At 63.1% G+C, this 25,830-nt stretch carries 30 protein-coding genes and 1 pseudogene; 14 read left to right on the top strand and 17 right to left on the bottom strand.

Going from position 1 to position 25,830, the window contains the following annotated elements:
* Positions 1-34: 34 nt before the first annotated feature.
* Together IC608_RS04570 and IC608_RS04565 are read left to right on the top strand one after the other, a co-directional pair.
* A complete protein-coding gene (locus tag IC608_RS04570) occupies positions 35-535 on the top strand; it encodes a DUF1993 domain-containing protein (RefSeq protein ID WP_191772996.1) in 501 nt (166 codons plus the stop codon).
* A 105-nt stretch (positions 536-640) separates the two neighbouring features.
* Positions 641-1,384, top strand: a complete 744-nt coding sequence (locus tag IC608_RS04565; protein WP_191772994.1) for a glycosyltransferase family 2 protein — start codon at positions 641-643, stop codon at positions 1,382-1,384.
* A 305-nt stretch (positions 1,385-1,689) separates the two neighbouring features.
* On the opposite strand, the gene IC608_RS04560 is transcribed toward IC608_RS04565, so the two are convergent.
* Positions 1,690-2,241 (bottom strand): hypothetical protein, encoded by a 552-nt coding sequence (locus tag IC608_RS04560; protein WP_191772993.1) that lies wholly within the window; start codon positions 2,239-2,241, stop codon positions 1,690-1,692.
* Positions 2,242-2,362: 121 nt separating this feature from the next.
* Between IC608_RS04560 and fliK the strand changes: the two genes are divergently transcribed.
* Both fliK and IC608_RS04550 read left to right on the top strand, forming a co-directional pair.
* Entirely contained in the window at positions 2,363-3,238 is an 876-nt protein-coding gene (fliK, locus tag IC608_RS04555) for a flagellar hook-length control protein FliK (protein WP_191772992.1), read from the top strand.
* Positions 3,235-3,513 (top strand): EscU/YscU/HrcU family type III secretion system export apparatus switch protein, encoded by a 279-nt coding sequence (locus tag IC608_RS04550; protein ID WP_191772991.1) that lies wholly within the window; start codon positions 3,235-3,237, stop codon positions 3,511-3,513. The genes fliK and IC608_RS04550 overlap by 4 nt, the downstream gene beginning before the upstream one ends.
* 21 nt (positions 3,514-3,534) lie before the next feature.
* Here IC608_RS04550 and IC608_RS04545 read toward each other — a convergent pair.
* Positions 3,535-3,888 (bottom strand): annotated as a pseudogene (locus IC608_RS04545) (cell wall hydrolase); the annotation flags it as partial.
* A 336-nt stretch (positions 3,889-4,224) separates the two neighbouring features.
* On the opposite strand from IC608_RS04545, the gene IC608_RS18295 reads away from it, so the two are divergent.
* Positions 4,225-4,347, top strand: a complete 123-nt coding sequence (locus IC608_RS18295; protein ID WP_282567925.1) for a hypothetical protein — start codon at positions 4,225-4,227, stop codon at positions 4,345-4,347.
* 171 nt (positions 4,348-4,518) lie between these two features.
* Positions 4,519-4,848 carry a hypothetical protein gene (locus IC608_RS04540; RefSeq protein WP_191772989.1) on the top strand — a complete coding sequence of 110 codons (330 nt, stop codon included), beginning with the start codon at positions 4,519-4,521 and terminating at the stop codon, positions 4,846-4,848.
* On the opposite strand, the gene IC608_RS04535 is transcribed toward IC608_RS04540, so the two are convergent.
* Positions 4,845-5,429: a 5'-methylthioadenosine/S-adenosylhomocysteine nucleosidase gene (locus IC608_RS04535; RefSeq protein ID WP_191772988.1), complete on the bottom strand. Its 585-nt coding sequence runs from the start codon at positions 5,427-5,429 to the stop codon at positions 4,845-4,847. The two genes, IC608_RS04540 and IC608_RS04535, sit on opposite strands and share 4 nt — an antisense overlap.
* 155 nt (positions 5,430-5,584) lie before the next feature.
* On the opposite strand from IC608_RS04535, the gene IC608_RS04530 reads away from it, so the two are divergent.
* On the top strand, positions 5,585-5,827 hold the full coding sequence (locus IC608_RS04530; protein ID WP_191772987.1) for a hypothetical protein: 243 nt from the start codon (positions 5,585-5,587) through the stop codon (positions 5,825-5,827).
* A gap of 6 nt (positions 5,828-5,833) precedes the next feature.
* Here IC608_RS04530 and IC608_RS04525 read toward each other — a convergent pair whose 3' ends face one another.
* The 3 genes from IC608_RS04525 to IC608_RS04515 form a co-directional block, all read right to left on the bottom strand.
* On the bottom strand, positions 5,834-6,004 hold the full coding sequence (locus IC608_RS04525; RefSeq protein ID WP_191772986.1) for a DUF2934 domain-containing protein: 171 nt from the start codon (positions 6,002-6,004) through the stop codon (positions 5,834-5,836).
* Between the two features lie 97 nt (positions 6,005-6,101).
* The gene (locus tag IC608_RS04520; RefSeq protein WP_191772984.1) at positions 6,102-7,331 is read right to left on the bottom strand and encodes an MFS transporter; all 1,230 of its coding nucleotides are present in this window, start codon (positions 7,329-7,331) and stop codon (positions 6,102-6,104) included.
* 85 nt (positions 7,332-7,416) lie between these two features.
* The gene (locus IC608_RS04515; RefSeq protein WP_210316193.1) at positions 7,417-7,866 is read right to left on the bottom strand and encodes a VOC family protein; all 450 of its coding nucleotides are present in this window, start codon (positions 7,864-7,866) and stop codon (positions 7,417-7,419) included.
* A 70-nt stretch (positions 7,867-7,936) separates the two neighbouring features.
* Between IC608_RS04515 and IC608_RS04510 the strand changes: the two genes are divergently transcribed.
* Together IC608_RS04510 and greA are read left to right on the top strand one after the other, a co-directional pair.
* Positions 7,937-8,530 (top strand): SOS response-associated peptidase, encoded by a 594-nt coding sequence (locus tag IC608_RS04510; protein WP_191772982.1) that lies wholly within the window; start codon positions 7,937-7,939, stop codon positions 8,528-8,530.
* Entirely contained in the window at positions 8,527-9,009 is a 483-nt protein-coding gene (gene greA / locus IC608_RS04505; protein WP_191772981.1) for a transcription elongation factor GreA, read from the top strand. The genes IC608_RS04510 and greA overlap by 4 nt, the downstream gene beginning before the upstream one ends.
* An 804-nt stretch (positions 9,010-9,813) precedes the next feature.
* On the opposite strand, the gene IC608_RS04500 is transcribed toward greA, so the two are convergent.
* From IC608_RS04500 to IC608_RS04480, 5 genes are all read right to left on the bottom strand, one after another.
* On the bottom strand, positions 9,814-10,101 hold the full coding sequence (locus IC608_RS04500; protein ID WP_191772980.1) for a GIY-YIG nuclease family protein: 288 nt from the start codon (positions 10,099-10,101) through the stop codon (positions 9,814-9,816).
* A 412-nt stretch (positions 10,102-10,513) separates the two neighbouring features.
* Positions 10,514-11,344: a hypothetical protein gene (locus IC608_RS04495; protein WP_210316192.1), complete on the bottom strand. Its 831-nt coding sequence runs from the start codon at positions 11,342-11,344 to the stop codon at positions 10,514-10,516.
* A 95-nt stretch (positions 11,345-11,439) separates the two neighbouring features.
* Entirely contained in the window at positions 11,440-15,138 is a 3,699-nt protein-coding gene (locus IC608_RS04490; RefSeq protein WP_191772979.1) for a vitamin B12-dependent ribonucleotide reductase, read from the bottom strand.
* 299 nt (positions 15,139-15,437) lie between these two features.
* Entirely contained in the window at positions 15,438-16,625 is a 1,188-nt protein-coding gene (locus IC608_RS04485; protein WP_191772978.1) for an MFS transporter, read from the bottom strand.
* Complete coding sequence (locus IC608_RS04480; RefSeq protein WP_191772977.1) at positions 16,622-17,560, bottom strand: phosphotransferase family protein; 939 nt, start codon at positions 17,558-17,560, stop codon at positions 16,622-16,624. Before IC608_RS04480 ends, IC608_RS04485 begins: the two co-directional genes overlap by 4 nt.
* 114 nt (positions 17,561-17,674) lie before the next feature.
* Here IC608_RS04480 and IC608_RS04475 point away from each other — a divergent pair, with 114 nt between their 5' ends.
* From IC608_RS04475 to IC608_RS04460, 4 genes are all read left to right on the top strand, one after another.
* A complete protein-coding gene (locus IC608_RS04475; protein WP_191772975.1) occupies positions 17,675-18,250 on the top strand; it encodes a TetR/AcrR family transcriptional regulator in 576 nt (191 codons plus the stop codon).
* Between the two features lie 100 nt (positions 18,251-18,350).
* The gene (locus IC608_RS04470) at positions 18,351-18,749 is read left to right on the top strand and encodes an NADH:ubiquinone oxidoreductase subunit NDUFA12 (protein ID WP_191772974.1); all 399 of its coding nucleotides are present in this window, start codon (positions 18,351-18,353) and stop codon (positions 18,747-18,749) included.
* A complete protein-coding gene (locus IC608_RS04465) occupies positions 18,724-19,179 on the top strand; it encodes a DUF2155 domain-containing protein (protein ID WP_191773784.1) in 456 nt (151 codons plus the stop codon). Before IC608_RS04470 ends, IC608_RS04465 begins: the two co-directional genes overlap by 26 nt.
* 76 nt (positions 19,180-19,255) lie before the next feature.
* On the top strand, positions 19,256-19,753 hold the full coding sequence (locus IC608_RS04460) for a GyrI-like domain-containing protein (protein ID WP_191772972.1): 498 nt from the start codon (positions 19,256-19,258) through the stop codon (positions 19,751-19,753).
* Between the two features lie 8 nt (positions 19,754-19,761).
* Here IC608_RS04460 and IC608_RS04455 read toward each other — a convergent pair whose 3' ends face one another.
* From IC608_RS04455 to IC608_RS04430, 6 genes are all read right to left on the bottom strand, one after another.
* Entirely contained in the window at positions 19,762-20,538 is a 777-nt protein-coding gene (locus tag IC608_RS04455) for an APH(3') family aminoglycoside O-phosphotransferase (protein ID WP_191772970.1), read from the bottom strand.
* On the bottom strand, positions 20,535-21,167 hold the full coding sequence (gene aat / locus IC608_RS04450; RefSeq protein ID WP_191772969.1) for a leucyl/phenylalanyl-tRNA--protein transferase: 633 nt from the start codon (positions 21,165-21,167) through the stop codon (positions 20,535-20,537). The genes IC608_RS04455 and aat overlap by 4 nt, the downstream gene beginning before the upstream one ends.
* A gap of 115 nt (positions 21,168-21,282) precedes the next feature.
* Positions 21,283-22,629 (bottom strand): acetyl-CoA carboxylase biotin carboxylase subunit, encoded by a 1,347-nt coding sequence (gene accC, locus IC608_RS04445; RefSeq protein ID WP_345890828.1) that lies wholly within the window; start codon positions 22,627-22,629, stop codon positions 21,283-21,285.
* 10 nt (positions 22,630-22,639) lie between these two features.
* On the bottom strand, positions 22,640-23,137 hold the full coding sequence (accB, locus tag IC608_RS04440) for an acetyl-CoA carboxylase biotin carboxyl carrier protein (protein WP_191772965.1): 498 nt from the start codon (positions 23,135-23,137) through the stop codon (positions 22,640-22,642).
* Positions 23,138-23,170: 33 nt separating this feature from the next.
* Positions 23,171-23,608 (bottom strand): type II 3-dehydroquinate dehydratase, encoded by a 438-nt coding sequence (aroQ, locus tag IC608_RS04435; RefSeq protein WP_191772963.1) that lies wholly within the window; start codon positions 23,606-23,608, stop codon positions 23,171-23,173.
* Between the two features lie 68 nt (positions 23,609-23,676).
* Positions 23,677-24,534: a DsbA family protein gene (locus IC608_RS04430; RefSeq protein ID WP_191772961.1), complete on the bottom strand. Its 858-nt coding sequence runs from the start codon at positions 24,532-24,534 to the stop codon at positions 23,677-23,679.
* A gap of 151 nt (positions 24,535-24,685) precedes the next feature.
* Between IC608_RS04430 and IC608_RS04425 the strand changes: the two genes are divergently transcribed.
* Entirely contained in the window at positions 24,686-25,828 is a 1,143-nt protein-coding gene (locus IC608_RS04425; protein ID WP_248306163.1) for a pyridoxal phosphate-dependent aminotransferase, read from the top strand.
* Positions 25,829-25,830: the final 2 nt, after the last annotated feature.

Genomic DNA, 25,830 nt, shown 5'->3' with positions numbered 1-25,830 from the left:
GGCCAATTCGGCTGAAGTTACAAGGGAGCTCTCGATGAGCCTGTCGATGTACGACGTGACCGTGCCTGTGTTCAAACGCATGTTGACCAATCTGCTGGCCTTCCTCGACAAGGCCGAAGCCGATGCGGCCGCCAGGAAATACGGCACCGAAACCCTGGTGAACGACCGCCTCGCGCCGGACATGATCCCGTTCCGCGGCCAGGTGATGATCGCCACGGACCACGTCAAAGGCTGTGTCAGCCGCCTGGCCGGCGTGCCGGTTCCGAGCTGGCCCGATGAAGAAACCACGTTCGATGAACTCCGGCAGCGCGTGCGCAAGACCCTGGACCTGCTCGATGCTGTGACGCCCGAATCCCTCGCCGGCTCCGAAACCCGGGACGTGACGCTGAAGCTGGGAGGCAACGATGTCGTCATGAACGGGCTCGATTATGCCACGCAGCGCGCCTTGCCCAACTTCTTCTTCCACGTGACGACGGCTTACGCGATCCTCCGGCACAACGGTGTTCCGCTCGGAAAGCGCGACTTCATCGGCTGATCGTCGGATGACTGGCGCGACCCCTCGATCAGTCACGGTTGCTCCGTGCCGGTTGGCGGGCTATGTCGTGCCAGTCATCGCGCCGTGTGCGGCAGAAGGGGAATGATGAACCTCGCCTTTGTAATTCCGGCCTACAACGAAGAAGCGCTGATCGGGAAATGCCTGGAGTCGGTGCTCGCGGAGATCAAGAGGTCCGGCGTCGCGGCCGATGTCATCGTGGTGAACAACGCCTCGACCGACCGGACCGGCGAGATCGCGCGGAGTTTCCCCGGCGTGAAGGTCGTGGATGAGCCCAAGAAGGGCCTTGTGAACGCGCGTGATGCCGGTTTTACGGCCAGCGCCGGCTACGACCTGGTCGCCAATATCGATAGCGACACGATCGTCCCCGAAGGGTGGCTCGATGTCGTGATGCGCGAGTTCGGCAAGGATCCGAAGCTGGTTTGCCTCAGCGGCCCATACATCTACTACGACATGGCGCCGCACAATCGCTTTCTGATCAGCATGTTTTACGGGCTGACCTACCTCATCTATGTCATCAACCGATTTGTTCTGCGCGTCGGGTCGGTTGTGCAGGGCGGGAACTTCGTGTTCAAGCGCGACGCCTGGGCTGCAGTGGGTGGCTATGACCGGTCCATCGAGTTCTTTGGCGAAGATACCGATGTAGCCGTGCGCCTGTCGCGCGTCGGCGGCGTCAAATGGACATACGCGCTCAAGATGAAGACCTCTGGGCGCCGGCTTGAGAAGGAAGGCGTGTTCCGCACCGCCGGGACCTATACCCTCAACTTCTTCTGGGTGACGTTCCGCGGCAAGCCGATGACCAAGGATTACACTGACATTCGTCCTCAATAGCATTCCGAGTCGGCTTCCGTTCTGGTTCAAACGCGCTAAACTCATCGAAAGTCACGTCCGCGGAAGGACCGTGTGCCGATGAGCATGAACCCGCCGCCGTTGCAACCGGGACAGGCGTCTGCACTGCTGGCTGCCATGCAAAAGTCTGGTGGACAGGTGGTGGACGCAAAGGTCGTGGCACTGCTGCCGAGCGGCACCACGCAGGTGCGTATCAGTCAGCAGACGGTCAACCTGTCACTTCCGAGTTTGGCGCCCGAGGTCGGCGCGACGCTTTCCTTGTCCGTCCGGCAGGTGGAGGGCCAGCTTCAGCTCACGCTCTTGTCGGTAACCGCGCCAAAGGGCGGCGCGCCGGCAGCCGCCGGCGGTCCGAAGGTTCCGGCGCCAGCGGCCGGCGTTCCTTCTTCTGCTGCAGCGACGGTGGAGCTGTCTCCACTGGCGCGGACGGCGCAGCAACCGATGCTGGCAGCGGCGCCATCCATGTCTGCTGGGATGGCCTCTGGTTCCGCGCCTGTGACTCCGCAGGCTGGAGCCTCCAATGGCACCTTGCCCGCGGCCTCCGCGGCATCGGTGCTGAGCACCGCGGCGGAGGGCGGGCAGGGCCTTCCGAACCCGACGAGCACGGGAATTTCTCCGACGCAGATGGGGGCGCCGCAGGCCCCGGCGTCCACCATTGCGTCGGCTAGTGTAGGGACACGACCTTCAACTACCGCGCCGACCGCGCCGCCGGCCAACCCAACGACGGCGCTCGTGCCGAGGCCGGCAAGTGCTTCCGGCAGTCCGATCGCGCCCGCCTTGACGCCGACGGCTGCGGGGGGCGTCGCACCTGGTACCGCGCGAGCGCCCACCTCGTTCGCCACTCCCGCGGCCGCCTATACAGTGCGATCTGATGGGGTAGTCGCCACACGCCCCGTTGCGGCGCTGACCCAATCCTTGCCGGCAGCAGGCGCGCCACTGACGCCACAGGCAGCACTAAACCAGATGACGCAGGCGTCCCTGCCGATACAGAACAGCGTCGTGGCGCTTACCGCGGCGCTCAGCGCGGCGGTTGGTCAGGTGGCGCTGCCTGAGCCAGTGCTCAAAGCGGCACAGCAAGTGTTGGGACAGCGGCTCGTGCTGGACGGAGGCAAGCTTGATGGAACTTCCATTCGGGAGGCGGTGCGAACGTCGGGCGTGTTTCAGGAGAGCTTGATCGCCACCGGCCGGGTCTCGCTGGCCGCCGCGGATACCAAGACAGCACTGCTGGGCCTGCGGCAGGCCCTTGTGTCGTGGTTGGGAGCGCGCGCTCCGGTAGAGCCCGTGGCCCACGTTCCGCCACCAGTCCGCGGGCACACGCCAAGGGCACGCAATGGCGTGCGGCCAGGGCCTCTGCCTCTGGACCCAGTGGAAGCCGGCAAGCATCTGCTCGACCGCACGGAGCAGGCGCTGGCCCGCCTGCGCCTGCATCAACAGGCTTCGCTTCCAGAACAGTCGGTCAAGGCAGACGCGCAGTTCAGCCTCGACCTTCCGGTCATGGTGGCAGGACAGCAATCGCTTCTGCACATGCAGATCCATGGCGACCCCCAGCAGACAGAACAGGACAGTCCGGGACGAGGTTGGCAAGTCCGGTTCGCCCTTAACCTGAGCGGCATCGGCGAGGTGGGCGCACAGATTTCGATGCGCGGGCGCGCAGCGGGCCTGATGCTGTGGACGGAAAATGCGGAGGTGGCGAGCCTGCTTCAGGACGATGTGGCGGCACTGCGGGCGGAATTGAATGCAGTTGGCGTCGAGGTGGGCTCTATTGTCGTGCGCGGGGCTCCACCTCCGGCTGAACCCGCCAAGGGCGGCGCCGGAGTCAATTTGGATGCGGTCCGATGAACGACGATACCAAGCAAAGAGCTCTGGCCGTAGCACTTCACTACGAGAACGGATCGAGTGACGCGCCGCGCGTGGTCGCCAAAGGCAGGGGGCACCTTGCCGAGAGGATCGTCGCCATGGCTGCAGAGCACGGCGTGGTGATCGAAGCCAACCCCGTCCTGGCGGAAGCGCTAAGCGGCGTCGAACTGGACGAGACGATACCGCTCGAACTCTATGAGGCCATTGCCGTTGTCATCGGCTATGTGCTGCGGCAGACAGCACATCAACGCGGTTAAAGAAGGTTGGGCTGACTACCACTTCTCGTAGAACTCGTTGCCGCCGGCCTCGAGGACGTAATGCATGTTGTTGTAGGGGAAGCGCAGGCCAGCTGTGTGGAAATGCTGCGCGTCTCGCACTCCAGGATGGCGTGCACCGCTCAGAACAGCGTCGGCCATTTGCGAGGCCAGCACTGCGCCACTGTCGGTCATCTTCCTGTTCATCACGCCATCCGCGAACTGGTTCTTCTGCCCGACGACGCCGCAAACGGTCTTGGGATAGCGCGGATCATGCAGGCGGTTCATGACGACCGTTCCCACGGCCAGCATGCCGTCCGCGCTCGAGCGGTTGGACTCGAAATACATAGCCCGCATCATGCATTCCTTTTCGCTCATCTGGTTGAATCCCAGCGACAAACCAAGGAAGCTGCAGCCCCCAAGGGATGTTGCCAGAACACCGACTGCTGCGAGACGGAGGACGAAGCGGGCAGATGTGAACAAGAGGCATCTCCGGGCTGTGGCCAAACGGCCGCTCTGCCCGAAAATGCTCCTTCACACTTAAGGAACGCCTGACCGGAACGGTAAACGAATGGTTTAGCGGCGGCGGGAGAGGAAGCTCGCCAGGAGCGCCGCAGTTGCCAAGACCGCAAGGGTGGGTACGGGGTCCTGTCGAACAGCGCGGGCGCCACGTTGGGCCTGCCGCGCAAGCTCACCGGCGATCAGGGCTGACTGGTGAGCAGCATCTTGGCCGTACCGCTGGGCCAGATCGCCGAGATGCGATGCGGATCGACCGGCGTGGCCTGCCAGCGATCGCGACAGGTGAGCGATTTCGTGTTCGAGGTCCGCAATCTGTGATTGCAGAAGTTCAAGGCGGGTTTTCCGCCGAGGAAACAGGCCGAAAAGATCATCCAGGGACATGTGACGCTCCATGTTTGGCCACGAAACGATACGTCACCGCCGCCGGTTCCTCATTCGCCACTTGACGGTGCCGCAACCTGTGCCATCTAACGGCAGCAGGAGAATTCCATGAGAAAAAGCGCCAGACGGCTCAATCGCCTGTTCGATCGCCTGGAGCGCCGGATTCCGGGCGCGGCGGCGCAGTTGTTGCACCGCCTGCGCCGGCCGGGCGCCCGGCTGATCCGCATCCCGCTGGGCATCCTGCTGGTGCTGGGCGGCATCTTCAGCTTTCTTCCGGTCTTGGGCATCTGGATGCTGCCGCTTGGCCTGCTTTTGCTGGCTGTCGACCTCGTCTTTCTGCAAGGGCCTGTCAACTACGCCATCCTGCGCGGGGGACGGCGCTACACGAGCTGGCGCCGGGGCCGACGCGATCGAAATAAATCGCCCCCGCAACACTAGCGGTGGTGCTGCTCCACCACATCGACAGCTTGTGCAAGGCGCTCGTCGACCACGTGCAGATACTGCGTCCAATCTTCGAGCCGCCGCAGTTCTTCCTTGCCATCCGAGATGCCCCGAAGCGCCAGGAGCGGGACGCCGAACGACTGGCAGGCCCGTTGCACGGCATAAGTCTCCATGTCCACCATATCCTCGGCGATGCCGTCATAGCCGGCTCCGGACACGATGTTGCCTCCGGTGGATAAGCTGGCTGGCTTGAGCCCGGGAACGAGCGGATGAAGCGGTATGACTGGTGGCTGGTCGAGTAGGGGCGTCTGACCCTTCTCGAAGCCGAGCGGAGAGGCATCCATATCCCGGTAGCTGACGGAGACGGCTTGGTAGACGTCGCCCTGCGGCAGGGTGCGCGATCCAGCCGAGCCCAAGGAGACCACGAGGTCCGGCAGACGCCCGGATCGCTCAGCGAGCGTGCGCGTCACCGAGACGGCCGCTTCGACAGGGCCCACGCCGGTGAGCAACGGCTTGATGCGCTGCCGAAGATGCGCGCCGTATTCGCTGTCGAGCGCCATAATATAGAGGATGTTCATGATCTTGCCTGCACGGACCCCGCCACGGGAATTACCGATTCCGTAACCGATTTGTGACACTTTTACGAACTTGGGGCACAAGAGGTGCCCACAATGATCGTTGGTGTATCGTGCATCTGATGCTGGTTGGAAGCCGGGAGTGGACAGAAACGAGAGTGCAGGAGCGGGTCCCAGACTATCCCGTCACTGCAGCAGACGTTACTGCCGAGGCGCGCCGCCGCAAGATTGCCCTGAAGCTCGACGAGTGGGAAATGCGCGAATACGTGACCGGGCGTCCTGTACCGGAGCGAGTGCGGCACCTTGCGGTGCAGATCGATTTCGCGGCGCAGGCGATCTCCCGCCTTTCCCCGATACCCGCCGATTTCGCCGACGACATCTACTGGCCGCGGCTGTGGTAGCGGCGCTCAGGCCGCCTTCCTGGCGCGTGCTGCCCGCTTGCGCGGCGATTTGATGGACTTGGCTGCTTCCGCGGTAATCTCCGCGACGGCCTTGAACCAGTAGGTCTGATCCTGCCCCTGCGGACGTCCATCGGCCTCCCACAACGCGTAGGCGCGACGTTGAACGATTTCGTGCATCGCTAGTCTCCTTCAGTGGCTGCAGGGCCCAAACTGTGCCTGCAGGGTTAATGAAGGGTGAACCTTCAGAACTGTCGCGCCTCGCCAGCCCGACCGGTCAGGCAGGGATTGCTCCTAGGGGGGCCGCATCGCGTGGCTTGGGCGGCGGAAAGGCAAGGGCCATCACAGCCGCTGCCAGACCCACTGCGGCCGAGGCGATGTAGAGCCAGTGGTAGGTGCCGTAGGTATCGTAGAGCCACCCGCCGCCAACGGGTCCGAAGGCCATGCCGATGCTCGAGGTCATGGTAGCGGCGCCCAGCACAGTACCCATGACGTGCGGCCCAAAATAGTCCCGCGCCAGCACCGAATACAGCGGCATGACCCCGCCATAGGCCAAGCCGAGCACGAGGGCGAGCATGTAGAAGTGATTGAGCTGGGACACGTAGATATAGGTGTAGATGCCGGCGGCCTGCAGGGCGAGCCCGGCGATGATCACCTTCTTGACGCCCAGCCGGTCGGCGGCCACGCCGAAGATCAAGCGGCCGAACAGCCCGGCAACGCCCTCGACGCTGTAGATGCTGGCGGCCGCTAGAGGGGCCGCGCCGCACAGCATGGCGTAGCTCACGGTGTGGAAGATGGGCCCGGAGTGTGCTGCGCAGCAGAGGAAGAACGTCGCCGCCAGAACGATGAACTGGGGTGACCGAAGAGCGGCTATGGCGTCGGAGCGCTGTGAGGGCGCCGCCGGGGCCACGTCCGACGCCTGAAGCGGGGTTGCCGCGGCGGCCAAGGGCGCGCGCCGGACCAGGAGGCCTGCCGGCAGGATCAGCACCGTCGCGATGACTGCCGTGATGGCCATGGCGTTGCGCCAGCCCTGGGCTTCGATGAGCAGCGTGGCCAGCGGAGTGACGACCATCGGCGCCACGCCAGCGCCAAGCGAGACAAGCGACACGGCAAGGCTTCGGTGCTTGTCGAACCAGGCGACAGTGGTAGCCATGAGCGGCGCGAAGAACGCACCGCCCGAAGCACCCACGAGACCGCCATACGCCATCTGGAAGACGAAGAGGTCGGTCGCGCGGCTGGCGACGAAGAGGCCCGCGCCGAGCATGACCGCCGCAATCATGATGACGGGCCGGGCCCCGATCCGGTCGGTCAGCGTGCCCCAGAGGAAGCCCGCCACGCCCATGACGATGAATCCCACCGTCATGGCACCGGAAATGCCCGCACGCGTCCAGCCGGTCTCGTCGGCCATGGGTTGCAGATAGACGGGCAGGGCGAACATGGCGCCCATTGCCACGCAAGTGATCACGGCGCCGGCGGCGACGATGACCCAGCCATAGTGACGTTCCATTGGTGCGGCTCCCTCCGAGCATGCAGTTCACCGCCACGACGGTCGGGACCCGCGCATTTCGACAAGGCTGGTGTCTTTTTCAGTCTTACCCGCGCCGGTCGGAGATGTTGACCATCCACGGCACGCCGAACTTGTCTGTCAGGCTGCCGAACGTGTCGCCCCACGGCGCTCGCTTGAGCGGCATGGTGATCTGTGCGCCTTCGGCCAGGCCGCGCCAGTAGCCGCGCAAGACTGGTTCATCGTCGCCGCTGAGAGACATCGAAATCGCACTGCCTAGTGTGACGGCCATGGTTGAGGGTGAGTCCGATGCCATCAGGATGAGCACCTCACTCTCGAGCTGCCCATGCATGATCTTCTCGGCGTCGGCCGGATTCTGGGTCATCCCGCCCTGCGAGTAGGTCGTGATGTTGAGGTTGCCGCCGAAGATGGAATGGTAGAAGTCGAGCGCAGCGCGTGCGCTGTTGTCGAAGTGCAGATAGGGATTGAGACGCGCAACCATTGCTGTGTCCTCCATGGCAAACGCGGTAGCGATCATAGTACGCTGTCCCTTCGTTGCACAGCGGGACCCGATTGAACCGCCACCAGCGGCCGTGCATTGGTAAGTCATGTGCAACGACTACGAACAGCATGTGCAGGCCGCCGCCTACCGCAGGGCGCTCGAAGCGCTGGACCTGGCCGGATCAGGGGGTGACGAGGAGGCGCTTGGCTGGGCGGACGACGTGCGGATTGGGGACAAGGGACCGGTGTTGCGTGCGGCCGGCAACGGGGTGCAGCTCGTCTCCATGACGTTCGGGTTCCCGCCACCGCGCCCCAAGGCCGCTCCCGTGTTCAACTTCAAGAGTGACGGCCGCGACTTTTCCGAGAGCCGACGCTGCGTCATCGTCCTGTCGGGCTTTTACGAGTTCACCGGCAGCAGATATCCCAAGACCAAGCATCGCTTCGCCCTGACAGACGGGGCGGTGATGGGCATTGCCGGCCTCTGGAGCGAAGCAGACGATGGCGCGCAAAGTTTTACCATGCTCACCTGTCCGCCCGGACCCGACATTGCCCCGGTCCATGATCGACAGGTGTGCGTGTTGCGGCCAGAGGATTGGGCAGCCTGGCTGTTCCTGACAAGGCCCCAGGCGCAATTGCTGCGCCCGCTACCGGCGGGAACGTTGAGCGTGACGGTTGTCCGGCAAGGAAAGGACGAGCAGTGAGCGTTGCCTTCACCAAGGAAGAGAGTGCAGAGACCGCCGCGGAGACTTTGCTGCCGGAACGCCCGGTGCCCGAGGGGCCGAACCTGGTGACGGCGGCAGGGCTGAAGGCGCTCGAAGAGCACCTGGTCGCAGCGCGTGCGGCCTATGACACGGCCATGCGCGAACCCGATGTCAATGAGCGCCGGCGCCTGGCAGCCGCCCCCTTTCGAGACCTGCGCTACTTTGCCGAGCGCGTGCGCACGGCTCAAGTGGTGCCGCCACCGGAAGGGCGAGACGTCGTGGCCTTCGGCAGCACCGTCACCATCGAGCGTGATGATGGCCGGACGCAGACCTTCCGCATCGTCGGTGAGGACGAAGCTGACCCCAAGGCCGGCACGGTGTCGTTCACCTCGCCTGTGGCGCGCGCCCTTCTGGGTCGTGGCCTCGGCGAATTCGCGCAGGTTGGCTCGGGAGAAGTCGAGATCACCGATATTTCCTGAGCCTTCAGGGCCCGAGCGGCATAGGACGATGATGGGCGAGGTACTGTAAGCCGGCAGCCGGGCGTGATCGCGCGCCGCCAGGCCAGCTGGCCGCGCGGGTTCAGGTCCGGACCATGGGCGGCAGGTGCTGCGGCATGGGGCGAAGATCACTTCGGTGCCGGTCGTCCGGCGTTGAAAAAGGGTGAAGCAAGCTTCGCCCCATGCACCGGAGGCTCGTTCAGCACGCTTGGAAACGGCGGATATTACGCCCGGTTCCAATCCACGACGGACTGCTTCGTCTTCGCCCTGCTGGCGACGTGGCAGCTGCCAGTCCGGTGCAGCCGGAAAGGCTCCATCATGGGACCCTGCGGCGGTGCAGGGCTCCGCTCCTTGCGTGCCGACGGAAGAAGGCGACCCTTCTCCATCCGGCTCTCCCCACCGACCGTACGTCGCGACCGCGCAGCATGTGCGGAGACGGCCAAAGGGTAGGGCAGGTTCGAGGGGGCGTGGAGAAGCGGGAAAGAGGGTTGTGCGTAGCAGCCGCCGACCGGGATCCCGCACGCCCACCTGGCCGCTCCCTGGAGGGGGAGGAGGGTTTTGAGAGCGTGGGGAGAGCGCAGCTGCGCCCCCTTCAGGCTCGGGACGGTTCGAGGCTACGCTGCGCTTCGCGCCTCACCCTGCGGCCAGGGGGATTGGCGGGTACAGCGCGCCCGGAAGCCCTCATCCTGAGGTGCCGTGCAACAGCCTTGTGCAGCGTACCTCTACACCCTCGGGAGCCCTCATCCTGAGGCGCCGCGTAGCGGCCTCGAAGGGCGAGGGCGGCCATCATTGTTTTTTCCGGCTCGCCAGGTCCGGCAGGGCCGCGTAGTCATAGCGGATCAGCGCTTGCTTCTTGCGCCGCGTCCAGCCTTTGATCTGGCGTTCGCGCTCGATGGCATCGAGCAGGCGCTCGAACGTTTCGGTGAACACCAGCTCAACAGGACGCCGGCTTTTTGTGTAGCCATCGGTGACACCGGCATTGTGTTCACCCACGCGCGCCTCGACCGGCTTTTTGGTGAGGCCGACATAGTAGGAGCCATCGGCACACCGCAGCATGTAGACGGTGACAGTCATGACGCCTCCATAGCAGAGGGTGTGATGAATTCGGAGGCTTGGCAAGGGCGTCGACACGGCAAGCCGCCTCGTGGTTCGAGGCTGCGCTGCGCTTCGCACCTCACCATGAGGCTCGGGAGAGTTTTGCGCGCGGGGGCCACCCCTCTGCACTCTGGGGAGCCCTCATCCTGAGGCGCCGCGCAGCGGCCTCGAACGGCAAGGGCGGCTTGCTGGGATGGTGGGTTTGTTGGTTTATCTGCTGTGGCGGTATCGAGTGTGCTGCCTCGTGGTTCGAGGCTTCGCTGCGCCAAGCACCTCACCACGAGGCTTTGGGACAGCGCAGGCGGAGCTATCGAGAGCCCTCATCCTGAGGTGCTTCGTCGTGCCCTCAAAGAATCGGAACATTTACGTTGGGCCGCACCCCTGCCTGAAGCTATGAATTTTCAGTTATCTTTCTCAAGACCAGATGTATCGTAGCAAGATAGAAGTAAAACATCCAAGATAACCACAGCGCTGCATCGTATCCAGTCTTTTGACTTGGGTTGTGATGCCTTATTCCAAAATTATTCGCGATGTTGAATAAGTCATCTTCGTCCTTCCTGCCTATCGCAATTTTCAGATTAGGCCGAAGGTACTCAAGGATATCTGCCAACTCTCTTACGGCCACTCGACGTTCATCAACGGAGGAACCATGCCTACGATAGCGAGCAACTGCGCCAGATAATTTTGTTTGAATATCTGGATCGGAGGTAGGCGCGTTCGCCTCAAATAGCGACTGAAACCCTTCTTCCGCTGCACGTAGAACCTCTCCACTATCTGAAAGTTCGAACGGTTCGCAATATAGGCCGATTACTTCGTTGACTCGTTGAACATAAGTATTTTGACCCTTGGCTCGGTCGAAAATTTCCCAATGCATGCCGCAGTCGCTGAAATTGTGGTAACTTCCCGATACGGGCTCCGAAACGCAAGTATACAGATATTCAATTACATCGAAGAAGTCGTCTTCACTGTAACTCTCGTATTTCTCGTCAACTGGCCACAATCCGTCGGTTCGCACCTTGAGAAGAATATCTAGGCTGGGTTTGCGAATTTTTCCCTCTATTTCGCCCTGATCAACGCAGTACCAGCCCAGATACTCATCAAAGTATCCGTCACGCCTCATCTCATTGTACAAGTCGACGAAGAGCTTTTTGACAATGTCAAAGGGGAAGCCGGTGGTGTTCCGGTTTCTACCACTTCGGGTTGAATAGAACTGGCGCTTCATTGCGACCTACGTTCGATAATTAACGTGCATCGGCGAATGGGGCCCGTTGCCGGACCCCATTGTTTATTTTGTGATTATTATTTGTGGCTGTACCCTCAGCTACACCCCGTCGTCGTCCCACACGTGTCGCACTTCAAGCAGGTGCCGTTCCGGACCATGGTGAAGTTGTGACACTCGGTGCACTGGTCGCCGGTGTAGCCTTTCATCTGGGCTTCAGCGCGGAGGAGGCCGGTGTCCTTTGAGGGGGGCGGGGCTGGGATGGGGTTGAGTTCGGCGGTGTTGAGGGCCGTCGGAGTCGGGTCGATCTTGAGGGCCGTGGCGCTCCTGAGGGCGGTGACCGTTTGGCCGGCTGCGGCAAGGGCGGGGGTGTAGGCTTCCGCCTGGGCCCGGGGGACCAGCATGAGGGCGGAATTCTGCACCTTGCCGCGGGTCATGCCGCGGGAGACAAAGCGCTCGGCGGGCACCGGGGCCGGCGCAGGCGCGTTGCCGCGTGCGCCTTGCTCCTCGGCAACGCCCTTGCCGAGCGAAGTCGGGCTATCGGGGTTCACATGGGCCAGGTCGTTCCGATCGAGATAGGAGACGGCCAGTTCGCGGAACACATAGTCAAGGATCGAGGTGGCGTTCTTGATCCGGTCATTGCCCATGACCATGCCTGCGGGCTCGAAGCGGGTGAAGGTGAAGGCCTCCACATATTCGTCCAGCGGCACGCCATATTGCAGGCCCAGCGAGATCGCGATGGCGAAGTTGTTCATCATGGCCCGGAAGGCGGCGCCTTCCTTGTGCATGTCGATGAAGATTTCGCCGAGGCGCCCGTCATCGTATTCACCGGTGCGCACATAGACCTTGTGGCCACCGACCACGGCCTTCTGGGTGTAGCCCTTGCGACGATCCGGCATCTTTTCGCGTTCGCGCAGGCGCTCGACGATCCGCTCGACAATCACTTCCGTCTTGGCGGCGGCGGGCAGGGCGGCAATGGCCTCGACCTGATCCTCGTCATCCTCGTCGTCAGCGGCGGCGAGCACGGAGGAATTCAGCGGTTGGGAGAGCTTGGAGCCGTCGCGATAGAGCGCGTTAGCCTTGAGGGCCAGGCGCCAGCTCAGCATGTAGGCGTTCTTGGCGTCCTCGACAGTGGCGTCGTTGGGCATGTTGATGGTCTTGCTGATCGCGCCCGAGATGAAGGGCTGCGCGGCAGCCATCATCAGGATGTGCGACTCGACCGAAAGATAGCGCTTGCCGATCTTGCCGCACGGGGTGGCGCAATCGAAGACAGGCAGGTGCTCATCCTTGAGGAAGGGCGCACCCTCGAGGGTCATGGCGCCGCACACGTGGATATTGGCGGCCTCGATGTCCTTCTTCGAGAAGCCGAGGAACGGCAGGAGTTCGAAGGAGAAATCGTTGAGCTGTTCGTCGGTGACGCCCAGGGTTTTCAGGAAATCGGCGCCCAGCGTCCACTGGTTGAAGACGAACTTGATGTCGAAGGCCGACTTCATCGCGGCGTTGAGCGCCTCGATCTTGTCGTCAGTGAAGCCTTTGGTGCGGAGCGTGGCCGGATTGATGCCCGGGGCCTGGTTCATGTTGCCATGACCGACGGCATAGGCTTCCATTTCGGCGATCTGGTCCTCGGAGTAGCCGAGAGTGCGCAGGGCCGGGGGCACGGCGCGGTTGATGATCTTGAAGTAGCCGCCACCGGCGAGCTTCTTGAACTTGACCAGCGCGAAATCGGGCTCGATGCCGGTGGTGTCGCAATCCATGACGAGGCCGATCGTGCCGGTGGGCGCGATAACGGAAACCTGTGCGTTACGGAAGCCGTGCTTTTCGCCGAGCGCCAGCGCTTCGTCCCAGGCGGCCTTGGCGCGGGTGGCAAGGTTGTCGTCGCCGATATTGGCGTGGTCGAGCGCGACCGGGTTGATCGAGAGCGCTTCGTAGCCGTTCGCATTGCCATGAGCGGCGTTGCGATGGTTGCGGATGACGCGCAGCATGTGCTTGGCGTTGCGCTTGTAATCCTTGAAGGGGCCCAGCTCCTTGGCCATTTCGGCCGAGGTGGCGTAGGAGACGCCGGTCATCACCGCGGTGATGGCGCCGGCAATGGCGCGGCCTTGAGCCGAGTCGTACGGGATGCCTGAGGTCATCAGCAGGCCGCCGATATTGGCGTAGCCGATGCCCAGCGTGCGGTATTCGAAGGAGCGTTCGGCGATCGAGCGCGAGGGGAACTGCGCCATCATCACCGAGATTTCGAGCACGATGGTCCAGAGGCGCACGGCGTGTTCGAAGGCGGCGGTGTTGAAGCTCGAATCCGCGTTGCGGAAGGGCAGCAGGTTCACCGAGCAGAGATTGCAGGCCGTGTCATCGAGGAACATGTATTCCGAGCACGGATTGGACGCGACGATCGGGCCGGCCTCGGGCGAGGTGTGCCACTCGTTGATGGTGGTGTGGTACTGGATGCCGGGATCGGCAGAAGCCCAGGCGGCGTAACCGATCTGTTCCCAGAGATCTCGGGCCTTGAGGGTCTTGGTGACATTGCCCTTGATGCGGCCGATGAGGTTCCAGTCGCCATCGGTCTCGACGGCGTTGAGGAAGTCATCGGTGACGCGGACGGAATTGTTCGAGTTCTGACCCGAAACGGTCAGGTACGCCTCGCTATCCCAATCGGTGTCGTAGATGGGGAATTCGAGATCGGTGTAGCCCTGCTTGGCGAACTGGATGACGCGGAAGATGTAATTTTCCGGGACCAGGGCCTTCTTGGCGGCGCGGACTTCGCGCTTGAGGGCGGGGTTAAGCGCCACGTCGAAGCAATCGTCGCCATTGCCTTCGCAATTGACGGCCGCCTTCATGATGGCCTTCAAATGCTTGGAGACCACCTTGGAGCCGGTGACGAGGGCAGCAACCTTCTGCTCCTCCTTCACCTTCCAGTTGATGTACTGCTCGATATCGGGGTGGTCGATGTCGATCACCACCATCTTGGCGGCGCGGCGGGTGGTGCCGCCCGACTTGATGGCGCCGGCAGCGCGGTCGCCGATCTTGAGGAAGCTCATCAGGCCCGACGACTTGCCGCCACCCGAGAGCTTTTCTCCTTCGCCGCGGAGCTTGGAGAAGTTGGTGCCGGTGCCCGAGCCGTATTTGAACAGGCGCGCCTCGCGGACCCAGAGGTCCATAATGCCGTTTTCGTTGACAAGGTCATCGTCCACGGACTGGATGAAGCAGGCGTGCGGCTGCGGATGCTCGTAAGCCGACTTGGACTGGACGAGCTTTTGCGTGAACGGGTCCACGTAGAAGTGACCCTGGCCAGGGCCGTCAATGCCATAGGCCCAATGCAGGCCAGTGTTGAACCATTGCGGCGAGTTCGGCGCGACGCGCTGGGTAGCGAGCATGTAGGCCAGTTCGTCGAAGAAGGTGCGCGCGTCTTCCTCGCTGTCGAAATAGCCACCCTTCCAGCCCCAGTAAGTCCAGGTGCCGGCCAGGCGATCGAACACCTGGCGGGAGTCCATTTCCGAGCCGTAGCGCTCGTTCTCGGGCAGCTTGGCCAGCGCCTTCTCGTCGGGCACCGAGCGCCACAGCCAGGACGGAACGTCGTTTTCCTCGACCTTCTTGAGGACCTTGGCGACTCCGGCCTTGCGGAAGTACTTTTGCGCGATGATGTCGGTGGCGACTTGCGACCAGGTTGCGGGGACGGCGATGTCGTCCAGCTTAAAGACCACCGAACCGTCGGGATTGCGGATTTCGCTTGTGGCCGAGCGGAATTCGATAGAGCCGTAGCGGTCGGCGTTGGCGGACGTGAAACGACGTTCAATGCGCATGATGGTCCCGGAAGTCGTGGGTTAAAGTGTTGAGATCAGGACACTCCGATTCCGCGCCAGGCACAAGGGCTTGTGTTTGCACCCCGTGCCTGAGGCTACCTGTAGTAGATAAGCCTTTTGCCTGTGCAATCAAGTCCAAGCGCTTGGACGCAAATGCTTTTTGGCGGAATAACCATGTGGAAACCATAACGCGGGTTTTCGGCGCTGGACGGCACCGCCGGCGTGGAATCACCCACGAATCCTAGTCAACAGGATTTGTTGCGACTTCTTTGTGACGGCTCCGCCCTTATCCACAAGGGCTAGTCGGTTGCACGGACGCCGCGGCGCTGCCGGTAGAACACCCAGAGGCCGAACGGCACCATGCAGAGGCCGGCCCAGCCATAGGCCGGAAGGATGCCGAGGCGATCGGCAAGCACGCCGAAAAGGAGGGTGAGGAGAACACCGACCACATTTTCAGCCATGACGAGGCTGGAGGTGGTCGTCGCCCGGCTCCGCCCCTCCATGATCCGCTGGAACCGTGCCTCTGCCAGCACCGTCACGGGAGCCACGATGACGTAGGCAGCGCTGAGTGCCAGGACATACCACGGCGAACCGCCGATGGAGGCGATCACCAGCAAGGTGCCGCCCAGGAGGGGCAACAACCACGCCAGCCAGGGCCTGCCGGCGAGGCGATGAGCATGAAGGCTCGCCAAGGCGTAGACGCCCTCGATCCCAGCGGCAAGCACGCCCCATGCCCAGACGGGAACGGCAGTGGCTATGTAGTAGAGTTGGTCAAACTCCTCGAGCAGTTCGAAGACAACGAGGCCGCCGGCCATATAGATAGTGACGAAGCGCAGATCGGCGTGCCGCCGGAATTCGGCAACGGCATCGCGGAAATGCGATAGGTAGCCGCCGGCCGGTGGCTCTTCCGCCGCTTCTGCCGACCCCACGCGACGGACGTCTTTGAGCCAGACGGCCAGGACGGCCGCCAGCAGCAGTGGCGGTATGGACAGCCAGATCGCCCAATCGAAACTCAACCAGCCGACAAAACCGCCCAGAAGCGTGCCCGCGCCGATGCCAAGGCCCTCCGCGGCATTGTCGCGACCCAGGACTTTGTCGAAGTCGTCGGCGCGTCCAGCGTGGGCCATCCGCTCGTAAAGCAGCGCCTCGCGCGAGCCCGACTGCCACGCCTGGCCGAGGCTCCAGAAAAAGAAGCCGAGGCCGTAGAGCCAGAAATTGCCGCCAGCCAATCCCCAGCAGACGAAGGTCAAAGCCTTGGCAAGAGGCGCCAGGATCAGAAGGAGCCGGCGATCGAAGTGATCCGAGAGCGCTCCCGAGGGCACCTCGAGGACGATCGCGCTCAAGGACCAAAAGGCGAGCAGGGTCCCAATCTGGGTGGTCGAAAGGCCTTCGAGTTCGAAGAGGGCCGTATAGATGGCGTAAGCGAAGACAAAATCGAAGAGAAAGGCATAGGCATAGTAGATGCCCAGAAAGCGGCGGAGGTTCATGACAACGCTTCCAGAGCGGCCAAGAACTGGCCCTCGATACGGGCCCGTTCGACGGCGTCCGAAACGGGCTGGTTACCATTGAAGGCGGCGCCGTGCTCGGACATGAAATCGAGCAGGAAGAGCGGGGTGTAGAAGGCCGAGACGGTGTCCTCGCAAAGACCGGAGGCGGCGAGCCAAAAATCGGCATAGCGGAAGGGCTGCCCCAAAGAAATCAAAGCGGCCCGCGACAGCCCTATGACGTAGCGAGGATCGCCGTAGCAGAGATCATCGACGTCAACGATGCCGCTGAGGTGCCCCTGGGGCGCGATGATCACGTTCTTGGTCGTCGTATCGTGCAGGAAGGGCAGGGCGGGCAACCGCGCCATGGCCGGTCGCAGGTCGTCGAGCTTCGCCTGAAGCCGATCCGCGTGGTCGGGAGAAAAGACGGCGTGCTGCGCAAGGCGGCGCCGTGACCGGTCGAGGTTGGCGGCCACCACTTCATCCCACCGCGCGAAGGGTGCATCCCCGGGGCGCGCCGCGTATCCAAAGGAGCTGCCGGCACCCAGAGAGCCGACCCGATGCTGCGCCTCGGCCACTGCAGCAGCGATATGCCGCAACTGGCGATCGCCGAGGGTGTGGATGACGGCGCCGAGATCGACGCCCGGCAGCCGCTCGAGCACCGTGAACGGCAAAGGCTGGTCCGTGCCGTCGGCGAAGATCCGCGGCAGAGGGAGGTCGAGCGGCGCCAGACGCTGCCACAACTCCAGACCATCTTTGAGGACTGAGCGCTGCGCATCAATCCCCATGCGGACAACCGCCCGCTGCGTTCCGCAAACAACTTCGAAGACGAAGAACGATGTACCGGTCCCGAACCGACGGACACTGTCGACGCGCGGCCAGCCCAGCGCTTGACGGGCGGCGGTTCGGGCATGGCCTTCGTCCGGTTTGGCGTCCATTCGCTCTCCAGCCTTTCGAAATGGACTGGACACAGAGCCCAAATCATTTCAGAACGATAAGTGCATAACGTCGTGCCCGGCGCCCGTCAATGGTTTCAGAACGATCGGTTAGATATGGCTAGGCCGCGGGGATATGTGCGCGAAGACGTGGTGGATCGGGCCATGGAGCTGTTTTGGCGGCAGGGATACGAAGGGGCGCACCTTGCCGCTCTCGTGGATCACACGGGGCTCAACCGGTTCAGTCTCTACAAGGAGTTCGGCGGCAAGGCGGGACTCTACGAGGCAGCGCTCGAGCGGTTCCTCGGCTTCCTGCTGGCCGAATATCGGGACATCCTGACGCGCCAGCCGCTCGGACTCGACAACATCGAAACCGTGCTCAAGAGCCTGCAATATGGCAGCCAGTACTATGGCTGCTTCATGCTCAATACGTTGACGCAGAAGGACACCGTGCCTGAAGCAGCCTTCGAAAAGGCGGTGGCGGCGGCGGCCGAAATCGAAGCGCTCTACCAGGGCAACCTCGTGAGCGCGGCCGCGCGTGGTGAAATCGGAAAGACGGCAAACCTGGCCGGGCTGGGCAAGATGTTGCAGACGCTCGACCAGGGTCTGCACATTCAGGGGCTGGCGGGCACGAGCGATGCCCAGAAGGACCGCGTGATCTCCGCGGCAATGACGCTGCTGCGCGGTGAGTGAAGCCGCCCCGGCCAGCCTCAAATCGTCGAACAAGGTCTAGGCTCACCCAATAGCCCATGCTAAACCGCACCACGATCGCCAATCTTTGTGGAATCGACACGTGGCACAGTCCGGCTTCAAGCAACTCTTCACTGAAATCTTCTCCTGGTGGAGTGGTAACACCTGGGGCACGCGACTGTGGATCAAGCGCTTTGGCGAGTTCGTCGGCGAGGACGAGTTCGGCAATCGCTATTATCAGGACAAGAAGGCCAATCGCCGCTACGTGACCTATGCCGGCTATGCCGACGCCTCGACCATTCCTCCCGGCTGGCACGGCTGGATGCATCACCGCATCGACGTGCCGCCCAGCAAGGCCACCTATACGGCACGCGAGTGGCAGAAGCCGCATCAGCCGAATCTGACCGGCACTGCTGCAGCGTATCGTCCCGATGGCAGCCTGCTCAACAAGGGGCAGCGCCCGCGCGTGACGGGCGATTACCAGCCATGGTCGCCTGAATAACGGACCAGGCCTGTTGCGTTTCTCCTCCCCAGCGTGGCTGCTGCCACTGACGACGGCGGCTGCCTTCGCAATCGCGACGCCGGTTGCCGCGCAGACGCTGGCCAATCCTATTGCCACGTTTGCCGGTCTCGACAAGATCACCGGCCGTATCACCAAGTTCGACGTCTACATCGACGAGACCGTGCTGTTCGGCGCGCTCGAGATAACGCCCCGCGCCTGCTATAACCGGCCCGCCAGCGACACTTTGCAGCGGACCTCGGCTTTCCTCGAGGTGGACCAGTTGGATATGGACGGGTCGTCCAAGCGTATCTTCACCGGCTGGATGTTTGCTGACAGTCCTGCGCTCAATGCCGTCGATCACGCGATTTATGACGTGTGGCTGATTGAGTGCAAGACCAGCACCAGCGTACCGCCGCCGGACCAACGCTGATATTTCCGCCGTCCGTGTCGAACGGGTGGATGCGTCTTCGTCCTTGAGGCAGATTTGCAGCCAAGGGAGACGCTCCATGATGACATTGCCCAAGATTATCGACCGCCCGGCCATACCCTACGCCTACGTGCCGTTCACGGTCCGCATGGACCAGATGAAGACGCCGGCCGACGAGGGCTTCCCGGCTCTGTTCGCCTATCTCGACAAGCACGGGCTGGAGGCGGCGGGGGCGCCGTTCTACAACTACCGGCGCATCGACATGGCCGACACGCTCGACGTTGAGGCCGGCATTCCCCTGACCGGTGCAGGACCGGAGATGGGTCGTGTTCGGACCGGAACCTTGCCCGGCGGACGCTTCATGTCTCTCTCCTGGACGGGACACTACGATGCGCTCGAACAGGTGACGGGGATGCTGATTGGCTGGTCGCGCCTGACCCAGCAGCCTTTCGACATGGTGGAGAAGCCGGACGGCGATCATTTCGCCTGTCGTCTGGAAATCTACGAAACGGACCCGTCGACTGTGCCTGACCCGGATGACTGGCTGACCACGCTGGCCTTCAAGCTACAAGGCTGACGCTGGCGTCAGAACATTTCGTCGAGAGTGCAGTAGTAGCGGTATTTGGTCTCGTCCCATTCCGCGCCATAGGCAGCCAGGAAGGGCGCGACGTGCTGCTGCCCGACATTGTAGGCGATGCTGCGGCAGGCCAGCGCCAGGTCCTGCCAGGCATCGGCTACACCCAGGCGTCCGCAATCAACGATGCCGGAAAAGCGGCCATCGAGGGCAAGGAGGTTTGGGGCAGAGCTGTCGCCATGCGTAACCGTTGGTGCACCGGTTGGCGGCGGGTTGTCCGCCAGCCAGTCGAGGACCTGGACGCCGCTCCAGCCAATGTGGTCGGTATCGAAGTCGTCCTCGTCGACGAGGTTCGCCGCCAGACGCAGGCGCGCATCCTCGAGCCGCGCCGCGGTACCGTGGTCGAACGGGCAGTGCGTCGGATCGAGCGCGTGGAGGCGCTTGAGGCCCTGGGCGTAGGTCCGGACGACAAGTCCTGGGTCGGCGATGTGGTGGGTGAGATCGCGTCCCGGGACCGCGCTCATGAGCAACCAGGTCCGCTCTGCCGATTGTTCGGCGTCGATCACCCGGGGCGCCTTGAAGCCCATGCGGGTGAGCCAGTTGAGGCGCTCGATCTCGCCGGGAAGCTCGGCCAGCGGGTGGTTCGGCTCGGCCTTGACGAAGACGGAATTGCCGTCTCCCAGCGTGATGCGCCACACCTCGGCCGACGACCGGCCCAGCGTGATCGGCGTCCAGGCGAGATCGCGCAGGGGACTGAAGCTCTCCGGCAGATCGGCTGGAGGCGTCATGGCCGGCGGTCCCACGCCGTCCAGTTGGCCTTGACCTTGAGGGCCGCGGCCAGGCGATCCTCGTACTCGGCCCGGGGGATCTCGATGCCGCCGAGCGAGGCCAGGTGCGGCGTCAGGAACTGCGTGTCGAGCAGCCGGAAACCGCCCGCCACGAGGCGCTCGACGAGGTGCGCCGTGGCGATCTTGGAAGCGTCGGTGCGCCGGTGGAACATGGATTCGCCGAAAAAGGCGCCGTCAATGGCGAGGCCATAGAGCCCGCCTACGAGGTCATCGCCGTGCCAGACCTCCACAGTGTGCGCGACGCCCTGGTCGAACAGCTGACCATAAACGCGGCGGATGGTGCCGTTGATCCAGGTCGTGTCACGGTCTTCGCCGACGCTGGCGCAGGCCTCGATGACGGCAGGGAAGTCGGTGTCGACCCGAACGACCCAGCCGTTCCTGCGCATCGCCTTGCGCAGGCTGCGGCTGAGATGGAAGCCCTCGAGCGGCAGGATGCCCCGCTGTTCGGGGCTGACCCAGAACAGGTTTTCGTCCGCCGCATCCTCCGCCATGGGGAAGATGCCGGCCCGGTAGGCACGGACGATCAGCTCGGGCGTGATCTCGAGATCGAAGGGGTCGGGGCGGGTCATGACTGATACCCGAAGGTGGATTGCCCGGACACGCCGGGCAATGACGGTGTGATGTGGAACATGCACGGCATGATCCGGCCTCCGTGGTCGCCGGCCCCCGAACCGGCGCGTGCCGCTAGCTCTTGTTCTCGGCCAGGAACTTTTCCAGCCAGTGGATGTCGTAGTTGCCGGCCAGAATGTCGGGCTGCTTGATGAGGCGTTGGAAGAGCGGCAGGGTAGTCTTGACGCCATCCACCACGAACTCGTCGATGGCCCGGTTGAGGCGCTTGAGGCACTCCTCGCGCGTGCGGCCATAGACGATCAGCTTGCCGATGAGCGAGTCGTAGTAGGGCGGGATTTTGTAGCCTTGGTAGACGGCCGAATCGACCCGCACGCCCACGCCGCCGGCGGGGTGGTAGAAGGTGATGGTACCCGGCGAAGGCGCGAAGGTCTGCGGGTCCTCGGCGTTGATGCGCACTTCGATGGCATGGCCATAAAAGCTCACCTGATCCTGAGTCATGGAGAGCTTTTCTCCCGATGCGACACGGATCTGCTCGTAGACGATGTCGACGCCGGTGATGCGCTCGGTGACCGGGTGTTCCACCTGCAGGCGCGTGTTCATCTCGATGAAATAGAACTCGCCGTTCTCGTAGAGGAACTCGATGGTGCCGGCGCCCGAGTATTTGAGCTTGCGCATGGCGGCGGCGCAGATTTCGCCGATGCGGTCGCGCTCTTCGGGCTGGATGGTGGGACCGCCGGCTTCTTCCCAGACCTTCTGGTGGCGACGCTGCAAGGAGCAGTCGCGCACGCCCAGATGCACGGCGTTACCCTGGCCGTCGCCCAGCACCTGCACCTCGATGTGGCGCGGCTTGCCGAGGTATTTCTCCATATAGACGGAGTCATTGCCGAAAGCAGCCTTGGCTTCGGTGCGCGCTGTCGACCAGGCTTCGAGCAGGTCTTTTTCGGTCTTCGCCACCTTCATGCCACGGCCACCGCCGCCGGCGGTCGCCTTGATCAGCACCGGATAGCCGATCTCCTTGGCGGTCTTGAGAGCGACGTCATCGCTGTCGACTGCACCAGCCGAGCCGGGGACTACCGGAATGCCCAGTTCCACAGCCGTTTTCTTGGCCGTGATCTTGTCGCCCATGATCTCGATGTGATGCGCCGAAGGACCGATGAAGGTAACCTTGTGCTCTTCGAGAATCTTGGCGAAGCGGGCATTTTCCGACAGGAAGCCATAGCCGGGGTGCACGGCATCGGCGCCGGTGATCTCGCAGGCAGCCAGCAGGGACGGGATATTGAGATAACTGTCCTTGGCTGCGTTCGGGCCGATGCAGACGCTTTCGTCGGCCAACCGCACATGCATGGCGTTGGCGTCGGCGGTGGAGTGCACTGCAACGGTCTGGATGCCCAGTTCCTTGCAGGCGCGCAGGATGCGCAGGGCGATTTCGCCCCGATTGGCGATGAGGACCTTATGGAACACGTTCGCCCCCTTATTCGATGACGACGAGCGGCTCGCCATATTCGACGGGCTGGGAATCTTCGACCAGTATCCGCGTCACGGTGCCCGAGCGATGCGCCGGAATCTGGTTCATCGTCTTCATCGCTTCGATGATGAGAACGGTCTGCCCTTCGGACACTTTCGTACCAACCTCGACGAAGGGCGGTTTGCCAGGCTCGGAAGCGCGGTAGGCGGTGCCGACCATGGGCGAGGTCAGGGTGCCGGGGTTGGCGCTAAGGTCTTCAGCGGACAGGGGGGCAGCAGCGGGGACTGACGAAGCCGGGGCAGCGGGTGCCGCTGGCGCGGCGGCGTGTGGCGGCGCCATGTACTGCATCGGCGGCGCATAGACCGGCGCTTCGACCGGATAGGAGCGCGTTACGCGAACGCGGAAATCTTCCTGCTCGATTTCGATCTCGGCAAGATTTTCCTTGTTGAGCAGTTCTGCGATGGCGCGGATCAGATCCTGATCCACCTGCGATGACTTGGTCATTCTTTTCGGTCTCCCGGCTTCCGGACAGAAGCGTTATTTGAGTTTTTCGGCCAAAGCGTGAAGGGCCAGTCTATACCCCAGCGTGCCGAAGCCGCAAATGACGCCGAACGCCACCGCCGACACGTAGGAATGGTGCCGGTAGGGCTCACGCTGGTGGATATTGCTTATGTGAACCTCTGCCACAGGCAACCCGACCGCCTTCATGGCATCGGGAATGGCGATAGAGGTGTGGGAATAGGCGCCGGGGTTGATAAGGATGCCGTCAGCACTCTCGCGGGCGTCCTGTATCCAGGTCACCAACTCGCCCTCGTGATTGGACTGGCGGCAGTCCACCTGCAGGCCCAGATCGTGGCCGGCGCGGCGGCAAAGCTCCTCGACGTCGGCCAGCGTCTCGGCACCATAGATGCCGGGTTCCCGCGTGCCGAGCAGGTTGAGGTTCGGGCCGTTGAGGACGAGAACGCGTTTCGCCATGATCCTAGCCTTGTGCATTGGCCGCCTGGGCCGCTGCAAGGCCGGTTACACGAATTGCACCGAAAACACTAGCTGCACTGCGTCTCGCCGCATGCCCGCATATTGGCAATGCGGCTCTTGAGCTCATCGACGCCGATGGCGCCGGGAATGATCTCGTTGCCGATGATGTAGGTGGGCGTGCCGGTGATGCCGAGTGCCTGCGCGATAGTGTAGGAGGTCTGGATGGCCTGGGCGACTTTTTCCTCCCCCATCTGCAGCTCCAGTTGCACCGGGCTGAGGCCCAGATCAGAGGCCGCGGCGAGAGCGGCAGATTTGTCGACCTTGCCCCGGCTCGAGAAGAGCGCCTCGTGGAAGTTCCAGTAGTCGACGCCAGCGTCATTGACGAGCACGGCGACGCGGGCGGCATCGATCGATTCGTTCGAGAGGATCGGGAATTCCTTGAGGATCACCTTGAGGTTGGGATCCTCGGCCAGGAGCGTCGCCATGTCGGGGAGGGCGGCGCGGCAATAGCCGCAATTGTAATCGAAGAACTCGACCAGGGTGACGTCGCCATCGGGATTGCCCAGCACGACCTGTCCGGGGTCGTTGTAGATCTGCTCGTGCATGTCGGCGAGAGCGGTCTTGGCCTTCGCCGATTCTTCGGCTTGTAGGGTCGCGTCCAAGGCCACAGACATGCGCTGCAGGAGCTTGGGGTCGCTCATCAGGAATTGTTCGATCATCGGGTTGAGAACGTCCGGATCGATCTGGGCAACATCCTGCGCGGGTTGCTCGATCTCCGCAGCCGCCTTTTGGCTCAGCACGTCCTCGACAATGGCGCGAACGGCAACCTCGTCGGTCTGCGGCTGGGGACGATTGAGCGTCGCGTATCCCAAGGCACCGGCGAGAGCGCCGGCAATGACGGCGAGGACGAGGGCAAGGCGATTCATCGGGAGGCTCCGCTGGTCAAGTCGCGCGCTTTTAGCAGACGATGCGAAAAACTAGCACCTCTGAATGTGCGGACCGTTAGCGCCGGGATCAATTGTGGTTGAGACCGGCGGCGCATGCAGATAGTCCCGGTTGAGACCTATGGAGTGCAGCATGACCGAGACCACCGATGGCCTGATGCCGTTCTATGCGATGGACATTCTCAAACGGGCCAAGGCGCTGGAAGCACAGGGGCGGACTGTTTGTCATCTGGAGGTTGGGGAGCCGGGCCGGCCGCCGGCGCCGCGCGTCATCGAGGCCGTCCGGAAGGCGCTGCCGCAGCCCCAGGGCTACACGAACGCCAAAGGCATGACCGAACTGCGGGAGGGGCTTTCCGCCTATTATCAGGAGCAGCACGGCGTCACGGTAGACCCGGACCTGATCCTGGCGACGATGGGGTCATCCGCAGGCTTCATCCTGGCGTTTCACACGGCGTTCAAACCCGGGGCGCGCATCGCCATCACCCGGCCCGGCTACCCCGCCTACATCAACACGCTGCTCGGACTCGGGTTCGGCATCAGCGAGATCGCTGTTTCTCCAGACCAGGGGTGGCGCTTGACGGGCGCGGAGATAGAGGCCGCCTACAACCGGCAGCCTTTCGAGGGGCTGCTGTTCGCCAGCCCTGCCAACCCGACGGGCGCCGACGTCGATCGCCAAGGGCTGGCGGACATCATTGCCGCGTGCGAGCGACTCGGCGTCACCTTCATTTCGGACGAAATCTATCACGGGCTCGACTATCGCGGACCGTCAGTCAGTGCGCTCGAACTGACGCGCAACGCCATCGTCATCAACAGCTTCTCGAAATACTACTGCATGACCGGCTGGCGCATCGGCTGGATGGTCGTGCCAGAACACCTGGTCCGACGCGCGGAAATCCTGCAACAGAATCTGTTCATTTCGGCGCCGACGCTCAGCCAGATCGCGGCCACAGTGGCCTTGGGCGAGCGCGACTACGCCGAGGAGCAGAAAGCGGGCTACGCCACCAATCGGCAACTCTTGGCAAGTGGGTTGCGGGAACTCGGCTTCACCCTACCCGTTGCGGGGGATGGAGCCTTCTACGCCTATGCCGGAATCAGCAAATTTTCGAACAACGCCATGGGTTTCTGCGAGCAGATGCTGGAAGAAGTCGGTGTGGCCGCGACCCCCGGCATCGACTTCGACAGGACCGACGGCAACGGCTATGTGCGGTTCAGCTATGCCGGGACCGCGGCGACAATCACTGAAGCGCTTGAAAGGCTGCACCGCTTCCTGGCCTAAGG

The organism is Devosia oryzisoli (assembly GCF_014837245.1).
In the GTDB taxonomy this organism is placed as follows: Bacteria; Pseudomonadota; Alphaproteobacteria; order Rhizobiales; family Devosiaceae; genus Devosia; species Devosia oryzisoli.
Note: the sequence above shows the minus strand (reverse complement) of the source record. Positions and strands in the feature narration are given on the sequence as shown.

What these genes read in the sequence shown, in the direction of transcription:
- IC608_RS04570 (WP_191772996.1), top strand. Translation starts at nt 35, where the DNA reads ATGAGCCTGTCGATGTACGACGTGACCGTGCCTGTGTTCAAACGCATG.
- IC608_RS04565 (WP_191772994.1), top strand. Translation starts at nt 641, where the DNA reads ATGAACCTCGCCTTTGTAATTCCGGCCTACAACGAAGAAGCGCTGATC.
- fliK (WP_191772992.1), top strand. Translation starts at nt 2,363, where the DNA reads ATGACGCAGGCGTCCCTGCCGATACAGAACAGCGTCGTGGCGCTTACC.
- IC608_RS04550 (WP_191772991.1), top strand. Translation starts at nt 3,235, where the DNA reads ATGAACGACGATACCAAGCAAAGAGCTCTGGCCGTAGCACTTCACTAC.
- IC608_RS04540 (WP_191772989.1), top strand. Translation starts at nt 4,519, where the DNA reads ATGAGAAAAAGCGCCAGACGGCTCAATCGCCTGTTCGATCGCCTGGAG.
- IC608_RS04535 (WP_191772988.1), bottom strand. Translation starts at nt 5,429, where the DNA reads ATGAACATCCTCTATATTATGGCGCTCGACAGCGAATACGGCGCGCAT.
- IC608_RS04525 (WP_191772986.1), bottom strand. Translation starts at nt 6,004, where the DNA reads ATGCACGAAATCGTTCAACGTCGCGCCTACGCGTTGTGGGAGGCCGAT.
- IC608_RS04520 (WP_191772984.1), bottom strand. Translation starts at nt 7,331, where the DNA reads ATGGAACGTCACTATGGCTGGGTCATCGTCGCCGCCGGCGCCGTGATC.
- IC608_RS04515 (WP_210316193.1), bottom strand. Translation starts at nt 7,866, where the DNA reads ATGATCGCTACCGCGTTTGCCATGGAGGACACAGCAATGGTTGCGCGT.
- IC608_RS04510 (WP_191772982.1), top strand. Translation starts at nt 7,937, where the DNA reads ATGTGCAACGACTACGAACAGCATGTGCAGGCCGCCGCCTACCGCAGG.
- IC608_RS04500 (WP_191772980.1), bottom strand. Translation starts at nt 10,101, where the DNA reads ATGACTGTCACCGTCTACATGCTGCGGTGTGCCGATGGCTCCTACTAT.
- IC608_RS04495 (WP_210316192.1), bottom strand. Translation starts at nt 11,344, where the DNA reads ATGAAGCGCCAGTTCTATTCAACCCGAAGTGGTAGAAACCGGAACACC.
- IC608_RS04490 (WP_191772979.1), bottom strand. Translation starts at nt 15,138, where the DNA reads ATGCGCATTGAACGTCGTTTCACGTCCGCCAACGCCGACCGCTACGGC.
- IC608_RS04485 (WP_191772978.1), bottom strand. Translation starts at nt 16,625, where the DNA reads ATGAACCTCCGCCGCTTTCTGGGCATCTACTATGCCTATGCCTTTCTC.
- IC608_RS04480 (WP_191772977.1), bottom strand. Translation starts at nt 17,560, where the DNA reads ATGGACGCCAAACCGGACGAAGGCCATGCCCGAACCGCCGCCCGTCAA.
- IC608_RS04475 (WP_191772975.1), top strand. Translation starts at nt 17,675, where the DNA reads ATGGCTAGGCCGCGGGGATATGTGCGCGAAGACGTGGTGGATCGGGCC.
- IC608_RS04460 (WP_191772972.1), top strand. Translation starts at nt 19,256, where the DNA reads ATGATGACATTGCCCAAGATTATCGACCGCCCGGCCATACCCTACGCC.
- IC608_RS04455 (WP_191772970.1), bottom strand. Translation starts at nt 20,538, where the DNA reads ATGACGCCTCCAGCCGATCTGCCGGAGAGCTTCAGTCCCCTGCGCGAT.
- aat (WP_191772969.1), bottom strand. Translation starts at nt 21,167, where the DNA reads ATGACCCGCCCCGACCCCTTCGATCTCGAGATCACGCCCGAGCTGATC.
- accB (WP_191772965.1), bottom strand. Translation starts at nt 23,137, where the DNA reads ATGACCAAGTCATCGCAGGTGGATCAGGATCTGATCCGCGCCATCGCA.
- aroQ (WP_191772963.1), bottom strand. Translation starts at nt 23,608, where the DNA reads ATGGCGAAACGCGTTCTCGTCCTCAACGGCCCGAACCTCAACCTGCTC.
- IC608_RS04430 (WP_191772961.1), bottom strand. Translation starts at nt 24,534, where the DNA reads ATGAATCGCCTTGCCCTCGTCCTCGCCGTCATTGCCGGCGCTCTCGCC.
- IC608_RS04425 (WP_248306163.1), top strand. Translation starts at nt 24,686, where the DNA reads ATGACCGAGACCACCGATGGCCTGATGCCGTTCTATGCGATGGACATT.